The sequence below is a fragment of the Gemmatimonadales bacterium genome, assembly GCA_030697825.1.
Lineage (GTDB): Bacteria > Gemmatimonadota > Gemmatimonadetes > Gemmatimonadales > JACORV01 > JACORV01.
In genome coordinates, this window is sequence record JAUYOW010000186.1 from 13369 (window position 1) to 29211 (window position 15843).

Below are 15843 nucleotides of genomic sequence, written 5' to 3' on the forward strand. Positions count from 1 at the left end.
TAGCTTGCCCGTCGTGCAGACTCCCGCCGGCTTCCGTGGCACCTTCCGCACCGATGACATCGCGCGCGCCCTTTACAGCGAGGGTGCCGGCGTCTTCCGCATCATTCCGGCGGCGGTCGCCGTGCCCTCCGACCTGGACGACGCCGCGCTGCTGGTCCGCTGGGCCGGCGAGACCGGCACGCCGCTGGTGCCGCGCGGGGCGGGGAGCGGCATGCCGGGCGGCAACGTCGGGCCGGGCGTGGTGGTGGACCTGACGCAGGCATTCCGCGAGCCCGTCACGGTAGATGCCGCAAAGCGCACGGCGCGCGCCGGCGCGTCGCTCACCTACCGCGACCTGAACGGAGCCGCTGCCGCACCGGGGCTGCATCTGCCTCCGGATCCGTCGAGCGGCGCGTTCTGCACCCTGGGCGGGATGGTGAGCACCAACGCCGCGGGCGCGCGGAGCCTCAAGTACGGCCCGATCCGCGACTGGGTGGAAGCGATCGAGTTCATCACCGCGGATGGCGAGATAGGCCGAGCGGGGCGCGAGGACCCGCCGCCGGACCTGCTGACGGCCGCCGAGCGGCGGCTCCACTCGGACGTCGCACCATATATGAGGCAGATCCAGCTCGTGCTGGAAGAGCGCCAGCCGAAGACCCGCAAGAACTCCAGCGGCTACTTCCTGGCGAATCAGCCGGACCCCGGATGGATCCGGCATCTGCTCATCGGGAGCGAGGGGACGCTGGCGGTCGTCACGGCCGTCGAAGTCCGCCTCGCGCCGCTACCCGGGGACCGCACGACGCTGCTGGTCACGCTGGACGCGCTCGACGCCGTCGCGCCCGCGGTGGAAGCGCTTTCGCCGCTCGACCCATGTGGGTGCGAGTTGCTCGACAAGACCTATCTGGACTTCGTCCGCGCGGCCGCGCACTGCCCGGTGCCGGCAGCCACCGAAGCGGTGCTGCTGGTGGAGTTCGAGGGCGACGGACGAGGGGCCGCGAAGGCGCTCGAGGGCATCGCCGCTTCAACCCGCTTCGCCAACGACCCGGACGCGGTCAGCCGGCTCTGGGAGCTGCGGCACCTCGCGAGCCCGATCCTGGCCGCGCTGCCCGATCACATGCGGTCGCTCCAGGTCGTGGAAGACGGCTGCGTCCCTCCCGCCGAGCTCGGCGTGTACCTCCGCGGCCTCCGCCTAATCGCGCGGAAGTGCGGTTTCGAGATCGTGATCTTCGGCCACGCGGGCGACGGCAACGTGCATGCCAACATCCTCGCGGACGTCACGGCGCCGGACGTGACGCAGCGGCTCGACGCGTGCATCGCCGAGGCGTCGCTGCTGCAGATAGAACTTTCGGGGACCCTGTCCGGCGAACACGGCGACGGCCGGCTGAGAGCGCCCTTCCTGGAGCAGCTGCTCGGCGGGCCGTTCGTCGAAGTATGCCGGCGGGTGAAGGCGGCCTTCGACCCCAAGGGTATCCTTAACCCGGGAGTGAAGATCCCGGAGCGCGGGGCGCAGCCCTCGCTGCCGCGCGACGCGCTCAAGTTCGGCGCAGGCGCGCCCTCGATCCCGCGCGATGTCGCGAGCCTGTTGCGCCAGATCGAGCGCGATGCGGCCTGGGGCACGTTCCGCCTGGACCTGGCCCCCGAAGTCGCTCACCCGTAGCGCATCGCTCATCACCCATCACTCATCACCCATATCACCCATCACTTATCACTCACTTCATGGACATCCTCCGATCGCCGCTCGTCACGCTCATCGCCCGGCCCGATTTCGTTGAGCCGGCGCACCTGCCGGTCCAATGGATCGGCGAATCGACGGCCGGTGAGCGGCTCGCCGAGTACGCCGGAAGGCTGTGCTACATGAGCCAGAAGAACCCGGCCAGTCGCAGCACGCGCGACTACCTGGAGAACATCAAGAAGCAGGGCCACGGCTCGGTGCTGGAGCACGCCGTGTACGTGTTGCTGATCGAGGGGATCTCGCGTTCCTGCTCGCACGAGCTCGTGAGGCACCGGGCGGGTTTCGGCTACAGCCAGCTGAGCCAGCGCTACGTGGACGAGTCTCACGCGGCGTTCGTGATGCCACCCGCGATCCAGGGCGACGGCGCGCTCGAGGCGGAGTGGGAGAAGCAGGTCGGGTCCGACCAGGATGCGTACGTTCGCCTGGTCGAAGGGCTGATGAAGCGCTACTCGTGGGTGGAGGACAAGGGCCACCGCCGGAAGATGGCGCGGGAGGCAGCGCGGTCGGTGCTGCCCAACGCTACGGAGACCAAGATCGTGGCGAGCGGCAACGTGCGGGCTTGGCGGACGATGCTCGAGCTTCGCTGCAGCGAGGGCGCCGAGCAGGAGATCCGGCGCATGGCGGTGGCCGTGCTGCGGGTGCTCCAGGCCGAGGCGCCGGCGTTCTTCGACGACTTCGAGATCTACCGCGCGGAGGACAAGGCGGAGGCGGCGAGGGTCGGGTACCATAAGGTCTGACGCCGGACTAGTCGGACCGCAGCACCTCCATCGGATCCACCCGGCTGGCGCGCCGCGCCGGCACGAAGCAGGCCATCGCCGTGGCCGCCGCGAGGACGAGCGCCACGCTCGCGTACGTGACCCGATCCGTGGGGCGCACCCCGTACAACAGGCTGGTCGCGAACCGCGAGAGGCCGGCGGCGGCGGCGAGGCCGATGAGCAGCCCGGCGCCCGCGAGCCCCATCCCTTCCCGCATGATCATCCTCTGCACCCCACCCGCCGTGGCCCCGAGGGCCACCCGCACGCCGATCTCGCGGGTGCGTGCCGTCACCGACGCGGCGACCACGCCGTACACCCCCACGGCGGCGAGCGTCAGGGCCAGTGCCGCGAAGACGCCGATCAGCAGCATGTTGAACCGGGGGCGTTTCAGCTCCGCGTCGACCAAGTCGCCCATGGTCGCGACGTTGCTCGGGCTCATGTCGGGGTCGACCTCCCGCAGCCGCGCCTCCACCGCGCCGGCTATCAGGGCGGGATCGCCGCTCGTGCGCAGCACGAGGAAGCTCGCCCAGCGCGGCGACTGCTGGTACGGCCAGTAGATCTCCGGCGGGGCGGACGTGCCCGGAACGAACGGCGGGATGTCCGCCACCACGCCCACGACCTCGATTGCCTCGTCGTGGTTCTTCATTCGCACCCGCTTGCCGATCGGGTCCTGCCCGGCGAAGTAGCGACGCGCCATCGCCTCGTTGATCAGCGCCACGCGCGGCGCGCCGGCGCGGTCTTCCTTGCCGAGAGGCCGGCCACGGCGTATCGGGAGACCAAGGGTGCGGAAGTAGTCCGGGCTCATGTCGTACCAGCGCGCCACGACCGGCGTGCCCGCGGCGGCCGGCGCGCTCTCGATCACGAACTCACCCGTTTCCTCGCCACCGAACAGCGGACCGCTCGAGGTCATGCCGACGGACGTGACCGACGGGATGGACCGCATCGCATCGGCGACTCGCTCGAACAGCGCCGACACCCGCGGCGCATCCGGGTACTTCCCTTGTGACGCATAGGTCCAGAAGGTCAGCAGGTGCTCCTGCTCGAACCCCGGCTCCCACCGGAGCAGGCTCGCGAAGCCGCGCGCCAGCAGCCCGGCGCCGGTCGCGAGCACGAACGCCATCGCCACTTCGGCGACGACGAGACCGCCGCGCAAACCGAGCACGGAACGCCACCCGGCCTGCTGGTGCCCCTGCTTCATCACCCCCGTCAGGTCCAGCCGCGACGCCCGCAGCGCCGGGCCGAAGCCAGCCAGCAGGCCGGCGACCCCGGTGAGCAAGAGCGCGAACGTGAGCACCCGGGCGTCCAGGCCGGCGCCATGCAGGCGCGGCAGGTTGCCCGGCATGAGCGCCAGCAGCACGTCCGTCGCCCACGAGGCCACCAGGACCCCGGTGACCCCTCCAACCAGGGCCAGTAGCACGCTCTCCGTCGCGATCAGCCGGAACAGCCGCGCGGGCCGCGCGCCGAGGGCCGCGCGCACCGCGAACTCCCGCTCCCGCGTCTGGCCGCGCGCGATGAGCAGGTTCGCCACGTTCGCGCACGCCACCAGCAGGAGGATCGCCACGGCGCCCATGAACACCAGCAGGGTCGTCCTCACCCCGCCCACCACGCTGTCGAGCAGCGGCTCCACCCCCACACCCCAGCCCCGGTTCGTCTCGGGGTGGCGCTCGCCGAGGGCCCGCTGAATGCCGCCCAGCTCGGCCATCGCCGCCGCCGCCGAGACGCCGGGCGCCAATCGGCCGATGGTCATGAACCCGCGCCAGCGCCGGTTCTCGTCGTCGCGGGGGTCGAACGGCAGCGGCACCCACACCCGCACGTAGTCGAGGTGCGGGACCTCGCTCCCCGGCTTCAGAACCCCGACTATCTCGTAAGACTCGCCGTCCAGCACCAGGCTCCGGCCCAGGACGCCGCGGTCGCCGCCGAACCGGGCGCGCCACAGCTGGTCGCTCAGGATCGCCACGTGACGGCCTGAGGGCGTCAGGTCCTCGGGCAGCAGGAGGCGGCCCAGCGCCGGCTCGACCTGGAGGGTGCGGAACAGACCCGGCGTCGCGAGGCCACCGCTCACGCCCTCCGCGCCGCCTGCCTCCACCTGCATGGAATACGACCAGCTGCGGCCGAGGCCGATCGACGCGAGCGTGCGGCTCTCGCGCGACCAGTCCTCGACGTTAGGCGGGGAGGCGACGCAGAGCCCTTCCACCGAAGGGTGGGTCTCGCACAGCGCCACGAGCCTGCTGGATTCGGGGAACGGGAGCGGCCGCAGGAGCACCCGGTCCACGATGCCGAAGATGGCCGTGCTCGCGCCGGTGCCCAGGGCGAGGGTCACAACGGCAATCAGGGTGAGTCCCGGACGCCGCACCAGCTGTCGCCCGGCGAATCGCAGGTCCGCGATCAACGATGTCATGATGGCTCCAGGGTGTGCCGCACTTGGCCCCCGTGAAGAGCAACATCCGCGCCACGCCGTGCCCGCCGCGCAGACGCTTGCCGGGCCTGTGGTTAGGTCGGAGCGCCGCGGCGCAAAGTGCCCGCTTGCGCGACTCGCGGTTCCGGAATCGGACAGCGCGGAAACCCGTGAGGAACCCTCGCGAATCAACCTTTGGGCACCGGGCGAGGTCTTAGAAGATGGACACCCGATTCCCTCGGAGGACACCGTGCGCCGTCACCTCGTGCGAGCCCCCTGGCTCATCTCATTGGCCCTGGCCCCCATCGCAGGCGCGGCGGGAGCCCAGCAGACCGTTCAGCCGGGCCAGCGCCTGGCGGTCTCCCAGCATCGGCTCGACATCTACGACGTCGCGGGACACGTAACGCTGCGCCGCGGCACCGGCAGCGACATCGTGGTCACGGCCACGCGGGTCGGGCCGGATGGCAACGCGATCAACTTCGAATTCGACCAGGAACGGGACCGGGGCGTCTTGAGGGTCGTCTATCCCCGGGATATCGACCGGATCGCGGACCCCGAGGGCGACCGGAACGGCGGCCGCGGCCGCACTACCCTGCGGCTCCGCCCGGATGGCACGTTCGGCGGCGACGGTAACGACCAAGGATCGGTCCTGCGGCGGATCGGACGCCGGATGCGCAGCGACGAGATCGAGATCGGAGGCAACGGCGGGTTCCGGGGCTCGGCCAACCTCGAGATCACCGTGCCCGACGGCCGCGTGATCAAGCTGCATTTGGCGGTAGGTCTTGTCACGGTCAATGGCGTGACCGGCGACGGGTTGATCGATACCTGGGGCGCTGACGCGGTCGCGACCGACATCGCGGGCTCCTGGCTCTTCGACACGGGATCCGGCAACGTCGAGGTCACCGGCGCGCAGGGCACGCTCCGGATCGACACCGGGTCCGGCAGCGGCACCGTCCGCAACATGACCGGCGATCTACTCGACATCGACACCGGCTCGGGCGAAGTAGACGTGGCTGACGTCCGGGTGGAGCGCTTCCGCTTCGACACCGGCAGCGGCGACGTGCGGGCCGACCGCCTCACCGCGCGGCACGGAGTCATCGACACGGGGAGCGGCGATGCCGACCTGACGTACGCCGGCGGCGAGATAGACGACCTGCTGATCGACACCGGCTCGGGCCGCGTGAGCCTCGGCCTGCCGGCCAACGTGAACGCGCGGCTCAGCATAGACACGGGCAGCGGCGGGATCCAGGTGGCGCGCACCGGTGCCATCTTCGAGCGGCGGGATTCTGACGGGATGGTGTTGAGGTTCGGCGAAGGACGGGGACGGATTCGCGTGGATACCGGCTCTGGTGGGGTGACGATACGGTAGGAAGGGAGTTAGGGGAGTTAGGGGAGATAAGGGAGATAGGGGAGATAGGGTCGGGACCGTCCCTCACTCCCCTTACTCCCCTTACTCCCCTTCTTCTTTGTGCTCCTTCTTATGCTCTTCCGCAATCTTCGCAGCCACATCCGGCGGCACCTCAGAATACTGCTTGAACTTCCCGCGACAGGTCCCGCGTCCGTGCGTCAACGAGTGGAGCTGGGTGGCGTACTTATACAACTCGGCCTCGGGCACCACAGCCTTCAGCTTCACCATTCGGCCGTCGGGCTCGGTACCCAGGATCTGGCCGCGGCGTGAGCTGAGGTCGCCCATCACGTTGCCCAGATACTCCTCAGGCGTGAAAACCTCGAGGTCGCTTAGTGGCTCGAGGAGGATCGGCTTGCAGCTGGGCGCGACGTTCTTGAAGGCGAGGATGCCCGCCATCTTGAACGACATCTCGTTCGAGTCCACGTCGTGGTACTTGCCGTCGAACAGCTCGACCTTGAAGTCCACCATGGGGCATCCGGCTAGCACGCCGCGTTGGGAGGCTTCCTGGATCCCCCGATCCACTGCCGGAATGAACTTGCCCGGTATCGAGCCGCCGACGATCTGATCATCGAAGACGTAGCCGCTGCCTCGAGGGAGCGGCATCATCCGGATCCAGCAGTCGCCGAACTGTCCGCGGCCGCCGGTCTGCTTCTTGTGCTTCCCTTCCCCTTCGGCCTTCCCCTTGATGGTCTCGCGATAGGGGATCTTGGGCTTCACCGTGCCCGCGTGCACGCCGAACTTCCGCGCCAGCCGGCCGAGGATCACCTCGAGGTGGCGCTCGCCCAGGCCGCGGATCCACGTCTGCCGGACCTCGCCGTTGTACTCCCAGTGGAAGGTCGGGTCCTCCTCGTGCAGCTTCCCGAGGCCGATGGAGATCTTGTCCTCCTCGCCCTTCACCTTCGCCTCGATCGCCACGTGGATGACCGGCTCGGGGAACGGCACCCGGGGCAGCACGACGGGCATCCCCGGCGCGGAAAGCGTGTCGTTGGTGTGCGTCTCGCGCAGCTTCGCGACCGCGCCGATGTCACCGGCGTGGAGGGTCGCGACCTCAACCTTCTCCTTGCCCTGCGCGATGGACAGGTGGTTGAGCTTCTCCGCCGCGCCGCGCGCGGCGTTGAAGACCTCCTGGCCGTTCCTGACGCACCCGGATACGACCCGGAAGAACGACACGTCGCCGACGTGGGGCTCGGACATCGTCTTGAAGACCAGCGCCGTGAACGGCGCGTCGTCGGTCGGCGCGACGGTGATCTTGTCCGCGCTCCCCCACCGTTCGGCCTGCTTCGGCTCGTTCTCCGCCGGCGAGGGGACCAGCTCCACGATCTCCGACAGCAGCGCGCGCATCCCGTACGTCAGCTCCGACGCGCCGCAGAAGACGGGATAGAGCTCGCCCTTGGTGAGCGCCGTTCGCATCGCCCTGACCAGTTCATCGTGACCGATCTCGCCGCCCTCGAGGTAGCGCTCGAGGAGCGCGTCGTCGGTCGAGGCGACCGTCTCGATCAGGTCCTTCTCGTACTTCTCGTACTTGGCCTCCATCTCCGCCGGGATCCCCTGCTCGTCGTACTCGCCGGTCTTGGTGCCCTTCTTGTAGAGGTGCGCCTTCCGGGTGATGAGGTTGATGATGCCGCGGAAGGCCGGACCCTCGCCGACCGGGATCTCGACCGGGATCGCCTTGGGAGTGAGGTGATCGCGGATATCCTGGTAGACCCTCTCGAAGTTCGCGTGCTCCTTGTCCATCAGCGAGACGAAGAAGACGGGCGGGTGGCCGCAGGTCTGCGAATACTCCCAGACCTTTTCGGTGCCGACCTCGACGCCGGAGGTGGCCGAGAGGACGATGAGCGAGGCGTCGGCGGCGTAGACGCCGGCCATCGCGTCGCCCGCGAAGTCGAGGTAGCCGGGCGTATCGATAAGGTTGATCTTGGCGCCCTCCCACTCGGCGTAGGCGAGGGCGAGGTTGATGCTGTAGCCTTTTTCGGTTTCGTCGGGAGAGTAGTCGGTGAGGGCGGTGCCGTCCTTGACGCGGCCGTGTCGTTTGCTGGAGCCGGCCACGAAGGCGAGGGCGTCGACCAGGCTGGTCTTGCCGCTGCCTCCGTGGCCGACTACGGCCACGTTCCGGATGGCTGTACTCGCGTATTCCTTCATGATGTGACCTTCGCGTTCATGGCCTCTGGGCGCTCGATTCGGACGGGGCGGGTAACCTAGCCGCGTCGGAGTTGGGGTGTCAACTGAGCGCAAACGGGCATTCCCGAGCGCCGCGCCGTTGATAGCGCGCGCGGAATCGCGGTCATCGGCAGGTGATCTGCGCGAAGCGGCGGCGACCGCGGCCGCAGAGCCCCTTACGACGCCATGCCGGAGAACACGAACCGGTAGGACTGCGCGGTGCTGTCGTAATCGGCGCGGAAGTGCGTCGGATAGTGAACGTTCGCCGGAAGGCCGGCCAACGCCGGGATGTCGAGATCGAAGCTGCGCCGCTCCAGCAGCGTCGCGCGGGAGACCATCGGCTCCACGAAGATCGGCCGGCCTCGATAGTACCCCATGACCATCGTTTTCTGGAACGGCGTCGTAGCGGTCAGCTCGGCCGCGGGCAGCGCGTGCATCCCCATCTTCGGCACGCAGAGGCCGATGAGAGTGCCCAGCTGCGGGATGGCGATATCGGGAAGCTCGTAAGCCGCGGGCGGCTGGGCCGGCTTGGTCGAATCCGCGCAGTCTATCGCGTCGATTTCGGCGGCGGAGATGGTATTGAAGTGGAAGTCGAAGTGGGGGACCATGAACGGAGCCGGCGGATGGCCATGGGCCTCCCAGTACAACGTCACCACCTTGAAGCCGGTCGCTCCGCTGACGGCCTCGGAGAGCGGGATGACGGCGGCCGGAACCGGCGGCCACACCATGGGGGCTTCCGCGGGCGCGTTCTCGAGCGAGCTCACGGGAACGGTCGCCCCGAACGCGACCACTCTGTTGCCGGAGCTCTCGCTCCACACGCAGACATCGGCGCCGTTCATGGGCCGGCACTCGCCCTGAACGACCTCACGCTTGCTGCATGATACGAGACCGACCATCAGCGCGCAGACGGCACCGCCGGCGCGAACGCCACTGTGGTGACGCGAGCTGAACGACATAAGATACCTCCGGGAGTTCTCGCACTACGCGGGTGGCCACCGGGAAAGCCGAGCGAGCTTATCCCGGATCCAAGGGACATGCAAGGGCGTGCCCCTGCCACCTGCCACCTGTTGACTGCCAGCCACTGCAACTCTGCAACCCTGCAACTCTACTTGTACCCTGCCGCCTGCAAACTGAACAGTTCCGCGTATATCCCTCCCTTCGCCACCAGGTCCGCGTGCGTCCCGCTCTCAGTGATCTCCCCCTTCTCCAGCACCAGTATCCGATCCGCCATCCGCACGGTCGAGAACCGGTGCGAGATCAGCACCGCCATCTTCCCCTTCGTCAGCTCCGCGAACCGCTGGAAGACCTGGAACTCCGCCCTGGCATCGAGCGCCGCCGTCGGCTCGTCGAGGATCAGCACCTCGGCGTCGCGGAGGTAGGCGCGGGCGAGCGCGACCTTCTGCCACTCCCCGCCCGACAGCTCGACGCCGCCCTCGAAGCGGCGCCCCAGCATCTGCTCGAAGCGTGAGGGGAAGCGCGAGACGACATCGGACGCGAGGCTGCGCTCCGCCGCCTGCTCGATGCGCGGCGCGTCGTCGACCGCCCCGATCTCTCCCACTCCGATGTTCTCGCGCACCAGCATCTCGTAGCGCACGAAGTCCTGGAAGATGACGCCGATGGTGCGGTGGAGGGACGCGACGTCGTACTCGCGCAGGTCCACGCCGTCCAGCAGGATCGCGCCCTCGTCCGGGTCGTAGAGCCGGCCGAGCAGCTTCACGAGCGTGGTCTTCCCCGCACCGTTCTCGCCCACCAGCGCGAGCCGCTCGCCCGGTTCGATCCGGAAATCGAGATGGCGCACCGCCCACTGGTCGCTTCCGGGATACCGGAACCCCACATCCTGGAACTCGAACCCCCTCGCGATCGGCCTCGGCGCCGGCCGCGCGCCATTCGACGACGCAATGGTGGGTCGCATGGCGAAGAAGGTGAACAGGTCGGCGAGGTAGAGGCTCTGTTCGTAGATCTGGGACATCGAGAGCAGCACGCCCTGGATGAGGTCGCGGCTCTGGCGGAACGACGCCGCGAGGAACGTCAGAACTCCGAGGGTGAAGACGCCGGCCGGCGAGCGGTAGCCCGTCACCGTGAGATAGATGATCCACCCGTATGCCCCGTAGTAGCCGAGGGTGCCGAGCGTGACGAGGAGCGACGACACCGCGCTGTGCCTGATGGCGAGGCGGGAGTTGGCATCGTAGAACGCCTGCGCGAGCTTCGCGTATCGTTCGGTGAGCCAGCGCGAGAGACCGAAGAGCTTGATCTCCTTGGCGGTCTCGTTGCTCGCGCCCGTGTAGCGGAGGTAGTCGAGCTGGCGCCGCTCCGGCGTCCACCGATACAGCAGCGAGTACCCGAGCGCGGCGAAGTGGGTCTCGCCGAGGAACGACGGAACTACCGCGATGGCGAGGAGCAGCAGCAGCCACGGTACGTACCAGAGCAGCGCCGCGGCAAGGCTGATGAGCGTGATGATGCTCTGCACCGTGCCGAGGAGCAGCGACACGAGTGCGATGCGCCCGACGGTCTGACGGCGCGCGCGCTCCAGGTGGTCGTAGAACTCGGGGTCCTCGAACTGGCGTAGGTCCAGGGTCGCGGCGTGCTCCATCAGCCGTACGCTCACCCGGTTCGAGAAGAGATCGCCGAGCAGGCTCTCCACCAGCGTGCCCGCGCGCGCCAGCGCTTCGCCGAAGACAGCTATAGCCAACTCGATCAGGACCAGGCGGACCAGGTGACTCCACTCCACGGGGCGGCCAGCGCCGTGTGCCTGGATCGCGCCGACCACCGCGTCGATGATGAGCTTGCCGACCCACAACACCGCGAGCGGGACGACGGCGCGAAGCGCCCGCAGTGCGACTATCGCGGCGGTGTAGCCGCGGTGCGTCTCCCACACCATCTTGAGGAGCGGCGGGAGGTTTTTCAGCGCTTCGAGGCGCTGGCGCCACGTCGGCCTTTCCTCGCGGGCGAGGGGGCTCTGCGGGCGGCTGGGGACGTTGGGTTGGGTGCCGGCGGTCATGGCTACAGAGGCTTAACCCAGACCCGCATCCAGCGTCAACTTTCTCACGGCACTCTCTTCCCGGGGTTTGATGCGGGTCAAGAGAGGTTTCCGGGAGTGCTCGGGTAGCCGGGCACCGTACGCCGGGAGCCGGGAGCCGGGAGCCGTACCTTCGGTTGCGGGCGCCCAAAGTACGGCTAACGGCCTACGGCTCCCGACTCTATCTTCCCGCCCATGGACTGGCCCCGCCAGCTCGCCGTCATCACCGGCGCCACCAGCGGTATCGGAAAAGCGCTCACCGAAGGCTTGGTTGACCGCGGGGCCGCGGTGGCCATCTGCTCCCGCAACGAGATCCAGGTCAAGAAGGTCGGCACGGCGGTCCGTCAGGCGGGCGGCACGGCGCTCGGCATGGCGTGCGACGTGCGGGACGAGCGGCAGGTCGCGGCGTTCGCCGAGCGGGTGCTGAAGGAGGCCGGCACGCCGACCATCCTCATCAACAACGCCGGCATCGGCCGCTTCGCCCCCGTCGCGGAGATGAGCGTCGCGACGTGGGACGAGGTCATCGAGGTCAATCTGCGCGGCATGTTCCTGGTGACGCGCGCGTTCCTCCCGGCGATGCTGGCGGCGGGCCGCGGCGCCATCGTCAACATGGCGTCCCTCGCCGGCAGGAGCGGGTTCTCCCAGGGCGCGGCGTACTGCGCCTCCAAGCACGGCGTCCTGGGATTCTCGAAGAGCCTCATGCTGGAGGTCCGCCAGCGCGGCCTCCGCGTGATGGCGGTCTGTCCGGGTTCGGTTAACACGCCGTTCTTCGATCAGGAGACGCCGTTCAACCCCAACCGCGACAAGATCCTCGCGCCGGAGGACGTCGCCCAGGTCGTGCTCGACGCGCTGGAGGTGCCCGAGCGGGCGATGGTCTCGGAGCTCGATATTCGGCCCACGAGTCCGTAGGGCGCCTGCCGCCGCCCGATACCGGCGTGGGAGAAGCGGTATCCGTAGCGGGGCCGGGGCCGGAAAACCCGAAACGCCCAGCACTTGCTGGGCGTTCCCGTTTCGAGGAGGCGCCGGGCGGAGTCGAACCGCCGAATGGAGGTTTTGCAGACCTCTGCCTTACCACTTGGCTACGGCGCCGGAAGGGGTGTAAAGGTCGCTCCCTCGCAGGCGATTCTCAAGCGAGGATGGACGGGGTCTGCGCCCGCGGCGCGCGAGTCGGCGCGAGGAGGAGGAGCGCGAGCCCCAACGCCACCCGCGCAGCCTCCTCGACCGCGGCGAGCCGCCTCGCGTCCGCACCCGACTCGCTAAGTGCCGCTCTTCTTCAGCTCTTGCCTCACCTGTCGCAACAGCAGGGCGATCACGAAGATCAGGCATATCGCGGCGAACTCCAGGAGGCGCCCCGGCAGGTACATCCGCTGCAAGAGCGAGCGCCCCATCCAGCTCAGCGTCCATTCGAAGACCGCCAGCGCGAAGAGCAGGAAGGCCGCCCAGAAGAACACTCGAGTCGCGACGGCGTTCAGCTTGTCGATGTCCATGTTTCCCCCCTTACTCCAGTTGGGCGTCCAGGAGGAGCTCGACGTTCCCTTTGAGCGCGCCAGAGACCGGGCAACCGTCCTTCGCCGCCTCGGCGGCCGCCAGGAACGCGGCCTGATCTATCCCCGGCACGCGTCCGCGCACGGTGAGCTCCATCTTCGTGATCTTCTGGCCGCCGCCCACCATCTCGACGGTGCACGCCGCGCGCGTCTCGACGCGCGTGGCCGGCGTACCGGCCCGCTCGAGACCGGCCGAGAGCGCCATGCTGAAGCAGGCCGCATGCGCCGCCGCGATCAGCTCCTCGGGGCTCGTCCCGCCCGCTTCCTCGAACCGCGTGGGAAAGGAGTAGCCGCCCGAGAACGTCCCCGAGCGCGCGTTGAAGCTCCCCTTCCCGCTCTTGAGGCCGCCTTCCCAGACGGCCGTGGCGTGTTTCGTCGGCATCCGGCTCCTCCTCCTGATGTCACGATGCGCGGACTGAACAGCGACGCAAAGCTCGCCGCTTTCACCCCGATTCTCAAGGCGGCTCCCGTGGCATCGAAATCCCTTCGGCGATACCTTGTCTGCGCTCCCCGTGACCACCTGTCTCGACCCGCAACCACTCTCCGCCCGGGCGCTGGAGGCCATCCTCGAGCCCGCGACCGCCGGCGACCCTGCAGGGCATCTTCTCCGGCCGCTGCGCCCCACGGCAGACGCCTACCGCATGCCGCTCGGCCGTGAACTGGCGGCGACTCGCCCACGGCGCTACGCTTGATGCGCACCTTAGAATGGAGCGAACACCCCAATGGCAGCGAAGAAGAAAAAGAAGGCGCCGAAGAAGCCGGCCGCGAAAAAGCGTCCCGCGCTGAAGAAGCGCAAGCAACCCCAGACCCTGCGCGTCCGGTCGATAGCACCCGGACTCACGGTCAGCGACATCCAGCGGAGCCTCGCCTGGTACCGCGACGTTCTCGGCCTGGTCGTCGGGCAGAAGTGGGAAGATGGCGGTAGCCTGATGGGCGTGGAGATGAAGGCCGGAAACACCGCCTTCTGGCTCGGCCAGGACGACTGGAAGAAGGGCCGCGACCGGAAGAAGGGCGAGGGCGTCCGCGTCTACTGCACCACCACTCAAGACGTGGACATGCTCGCCAAGGGGATCAAGCAGCGCGGCGGGGTCCTCGACCACGAGCCGAAGACCCAGGCCTGGGGCACGCGGGACTTCGGCTTGACCGACCCGGACGGATACAAGATCACCATCGGCACGTGACGAATCGCGCCACGCGGCGCCTCGCGGGCGCCCTGTCGGTCTGCGCGCTCGCGGCGGGCGCCGCGCGCCCGGCCCCCCCGCCGTGCAAGGGCCAGAGCGGCAGGGACCGTCACCACACTCGTCCGTAAGGACCTACGCCTGAGGTGGCCGCGCGCCGAGACGCCCACGCATTTCATCGTGATGGGGATGAACCAGAACCTCGCCGAGGCGACGCGTATCGCGGTGCGGGAGATGATCGACTTCCTTGCCACCGAGCAGCACCTCTCCCGCGACGACGCCTACATGAGGGTCAACGCCTTTCTTCATTCAGCCGTTTTATCAGCTGCACCTGGCCCGTATGGTACCCATCGTGCGCCGCCACACCGTGGATCTGCTCCGCGTTCGTCCACGTCCCCTTGGGCGAGCGGGCGTCGAGCTTCGCGGGCGATAGCCGCCGCACCGTCTCGCGTAGCAGGACGTGCTGGATGTCGAGCAGCGCGACGTCCGCCACCCAAGCCGCCGCGTCCGGCCTGGCCGGGAGCCGCGGCCAATTGCTCGGTGCCCGGGGGAAGGACCCGCGCGGAGCGCCGGCCAGCCGCCGTGCCACCGCGTACTTCCAGTAGGCCGCGTGCAGCACCAGCTCCCAGATGTTGTGCCGCTTGCTTCCCGGCCTCCACAGCGCCTCGCGAGGCGTCAGCCCCTTCAGAGCCCCTCGCAGGGTCGTGCCGTGCCAGCTGTGACTGTCGAAGGCCTGGTCGAGGAACTCCAACAGCAGAGCGATCCGTCCGTCCATCCGTGCCATCGTTCCTCCTGATTAGATTACCGCCTCCGTGCTCGTTCCCAAGCTGTTCACGACCCTGAAAACGTACACCCGCCGCCAGCTCCTCGCGGATACGACGGCCGGCGTCATCGTCGGCATCGTGGCGTTGCCGCTGGCCATCGCTTTCGCTATCGCCAGCGGTGTCACCAGGGCGACAGAAACCTGTCACACGGAGAGGATGATAGTCGTGCTGCAGCTGCTGGGTGATGGGGCCTACGCCAGCTTCGCGTCCAGGGTGATGTCGACGCTGCCCTTCATTACACCCGAGATCGGGCAGCCGTCCTTGGTCGCGGTCTTGCCCGCCCGCTCGAGATTGCCCGACAACGCCATCGAATAGCAGCCCGCGTGCGATGCCGCGAGGAGCTCTTCGGGGTTGGTACGCCGCCGTTCTCGAACCGGCCGGAGAAGTCGTAGTCGGCTGCCAGTGCGCCGCTCTCGGTCCGCAGCGATCCCTTGCCGCTCCTGATACCGCCCTGCCACTCGGCGCTGGCCCTTCTCGTCGGCACCTACCGCTCCTAACGCAGGTTAGCACCCAAGGTACTTTGAGCGGGCACAGCCGCACTGACTCACAGAGGGCGCAGATAATCAACACTGTGCCCTCTGTGAGTCAGTGCGCCTCTGCCCGCAGCCTTCCGTACTTCTGGGTCGCGTAGCCCACGATAACGCCGACGAGACTGCCCGGCAGCATGATCTCCCACCAGTAGTGGCTGCCGTCGGGGTTCGGCATGGCGGCGATGGCGAATGCCAGCAGCAGTCCGACGACGAGACCGAAGGTGATCCCCGCCGGCAGGCTGTGCACCTTCTTGGCGAACCATCCGATCAGCACCCCGGCGATGATGCCCTTCACGGTCGAGCCGATCACGATGCCGACGATTTG

Annotated in this window: 15 protein-coding genes and 1 tRNA gene; 7 read left to right on the plus strand and 9 right to left on the minus strand. The window is 68.5% G+C overall.

The window, feature by feature from the left end:
- Positions 1 to 13: 13 nt before the first annotated feature.
- Both Q8Q85_09890 and thyX read left to right on the plus strand, forming a co-directional pair.
- Positions 14 to 1636, plus strand: a complete 1623-nt coding sequence (locus tag Q8Q85_09890; protein ID MDP3774565.1) for an FAD-binding oxidoreductase — start codon at positions 14 to 16, stop codon at positions 1634 to 1636.
- A gap of 59 nt (positions 1637 to 1695) precedes the next feature.
- On the plus strand, positions 1696 to 2448 hold the full coding sequence (gene thyX, locus Q8Q85_09895) for an FAD-dependent thymidylate synthase (protein MDP3774566.1): 753 nt from the start codon (positions 1696 to 1698) through the stop codon (positions 2446 to 2448).
- A 7-nt stretch (positions 2449 to 2455) separates the two neighbouring features.
- Here thyX and Q8Q85_09900 read toward each other — a convergent pair whose 3' ends face one another.
- Positions 2456 to 4864 (minus strand): ABC transporter permease, encoded by a 2409-nt coding sequence (locus Q8Q85_09900; GenBank protein ID MDP3774567.1) that lies wholly within the window; start codon positions 4862 to 4864, stop codon positions 2456 to 2458.
- Between the two features lie 247 nt (positions 4865 to 5111).
- Between Q8Q85_09900 and Q8Q85_09905 the strand changes: the two genes are divergently transcribed.
- Entirely contained in the window at positions 5112 to 6230 is a 1119-nt protein-coding gene (locus Q8Q85_09905; GenBank protein ID MDP3774568.1) for a DUF4097 family beta strand repeat-containing protein, read from the plus strand.
- A gap of 81 nt (positions 6231 to 6311) precedes the next feature.
- Here Q8Q85_09905 and fusA read toward each other — a convergent pair whose 3' ends face one another.
- The 3 genes from fusA to Q8Q85_09920 all read right to left on the minus strand — a co-directional run bounded on the left by fusA (position 6312) and on the right by Q8Q85_09920 (position 11424).
- The gene (gene fusA / locus Q8Q85_09910) at positions 6312 to 8408 is read right to left on the minus strand and encodes an elongation factor G (GenBank protein MDP3774569.1); all 2097 of its coding nucleotides are present in this window, start codon (positions 8406 to 8408) and stop codon (positions 6312 to 6314) included.
- A gap of 194 nt (positions 8409 to 8602) precedes the next feature.
- Complete coding sequence (locus tag Q8Q85_09915; GenBank protein ID MDP3774570.1) at positions 8603 to 9382, minus strand: hypothetical protein; 780 nt, start codon at positions 9380 to 9382, stop codon at positions 8603 to 8605.
- Between the two features lie 149 nt (positions 9383 to 9531).
- Complete coding sequence (locus tag Q8Q85_09920) at positions 9532 to 11424, minus strand: ABC transporter ATP-binding protein (protein MDP3774571.1); 1893 nt, start codon at positions 11422 to 11424, stop codon at positions 9532 to 9534.
- 213 nt (positions 11425 to 11637) lie between these two features.
- Between Q8Q85_09920 and Q8Q85_09925 the strand changes: the two genes are divergently transcribed.
- A complete protein-coding gene (locus Q8Q85_09925; GenBank protein MDP3774572.1) occupies positions 11638 to 12351 on the plus strand; it encodes an SDR family NAD(P)-dependent oxidoreductase in 714 nt (237 codons plus the stop codon).
- Between the two features lie 108 nt (positions 12352 to 12459).
- Here Q8Q85_09925 and Q8Q85_09930 read toward each other — a convergent pair.
- From Q8Q85_09930 to Q8Q85_09940, 3 genes are all read right to left on the minus strand, one after another.
- Positions 12460 to 12531 (minus strand) — tRNA-Cys (locus tag Q8Q85_09930).
- A gap of 167 nt (positions 12532 to 12698) precedes the next feature.
- Positions 12699 to 12929, minus strand: coding sequence for a hypothetical protein (locus Q8Q85_09935; protein ID MDP3774573.1), 231 nt, complete (start codon positions 12927 to 12929; stop codon positions 12699 to 12701).
- A gap of 10 nt (positions 12930 to 12939) precedes the next feature.
- A complete protein-coding gene (locus tag Q8Q85_09940; protein MDP3774574.1) occupies positions 12940 to 13368 on the minus strand; it encodes an OsmC family peroxiredoxin in 429 nt (142 codons plus the stop codon).
- A 130-nt stretch (positions 13369 to 13498) separates the two neighbouring features.
- On the opposite strand from Q8Q85_09940, the gene Q8Q85_09945 reads away from it, so the two are divergent.
- Both Q8Q85_09945 and Q8Q85_09950 read left to right on the plus strand, forming a co-directional pair.
- Positions 13499 to 13678: a hypothetical protein gene (locus tag Q8Q85_09945; protein MDP3774575.1), complete on the plus strand. Its 180-nt coding sequence runs from the start codon at positions 13499 to 13501 to the stop codon at positions 13676 to 13678.
- A gap of 30 nt (positions 13679 to 13708) precedes the next feature.
- On the plus strand, positions 13709 to 14167 hold the full coding sequence (locus tag Q8Q85_09950) for a VOC family protein (protein ID MDP3774576.1): 459 nt from the start codon (positions 13709 to 13711) through the stop codon (positions 14165 to 14167).
- A gap of 289 nt (positions 14168 to 14456) precedes the next feature.
- On the opposite strand, the gene Q8Q85_09955 is transcribed toward Q8Q85_09950, so the two are convergent.
- Positions 14457 to 14948, minus strand: coding sequence for a DinB family protein (locus Q8Q85_09955; protein ID MDP3774577.1), 492 nt, complete (start codon positions 14946 to 14948; stop codon positions 14457 to 14459).
- Positions 14949 to 14976: 28 nt separating this feature from the next.
- Between Q8Q85_09955 and Q8Q85_09960 the strand changes: the two genes are divergently transcribed.
- Positions 14977 to 15303, plus strand: coding sequence for a hypothetical protein (locus tag Q8Q85_09960; protein ID MDP3774578.1), 327 nt, complete (start codon positions 14977 to 14979; stop codon positions 15301 to 15303).
- A gap of 270 nt (positions 15304 to 15573) precedes the next feature.
- Here Q8Q85_09960 and Q8Q85_09965 read toward each other — a convergent pair.
- Positions 15574 to 15843: hypothetical protein (locus Q8Q85_09965; protein ID MDP3774579.1), on the minus strand; the 270-nt coding region annotated here is incomplete at its 5' end.

Excerpts from the sequence above, each read along its gene's own strand:
- Q8Q85_09920 (MDP3774571.1), bottom strand. The coding sequence starts at position 11,424 with ATGACCGCCGGCACCCAACCCAACGTCCCCAGCCGCCCGCAGAGCCCC.
- Q8Q85_09900 (MDP3774567.1), bottom strand. The coding sequence starts at position 4,864 with ATGACATCGTTGATCGCGGACCTGCGATTCGCCGGGCGACAGCTGGTG.
- Q8Q85_09925 (MDP3774572.1), top strand. The coding sequence starts at position 11,638 with ATGGACTGGCCCCGCCAGCTCGCCGTCATCACCGGCGCCACCAGCGGT.
- Q8Q85_09935 (MDP3774573.1), bottom strand. The coding sequence starts at position 12,929 with ATGGACATCGACAAGCTGAACGCCGTCGCGACTCGAGTGTTCTTCTGG.
- fusA (MDP3774569.1), bottom strand. The coding sequence starts at position 8,408 with ATGAAGGAATACGCGAGTACAGCCATCCGGAACGTGGCCGTAGTCGGC.
- Q8Q85_09915 (MDP3774570.1), bottom strand. The coding sequence starts at position 9,382 with ATGTCGTTCAGCTCGCGTCACCACAGTGGCGTTCGCGCCGGCGGTGCC.
- Q8Q85_09940 (MDP3774574.1), bottom strand. The coding sequence starts at position 13,368 with ATGCCGACGAAACACGCCACGGCCGTCTGGGAAGGCGGCCTCAAGAGC.
- Q8Q85_09955 (MDP3774577.1), bottom strand. The coding sequence starts at position 14,948 with ATGGCACGGATGGACGGACGGATCGCTCTGCTGTTGGAGTTCCTCGAC.
- Q8Q85_09950 (MDP3774576.1), top strand. The coding sequence starts at position 13,709 with ATGGCAGCGAAGAAGAAAAAGAAGGCGCCGAAGAAGCCGGCCGCGAAA.
- thyX (MDP3774566.1), top strand. The coding sequence starts at position 1,696 with ATGGACATCCTCCGATCGCCGCTCGTCACGCTCATCGCCCGGCCCGAT.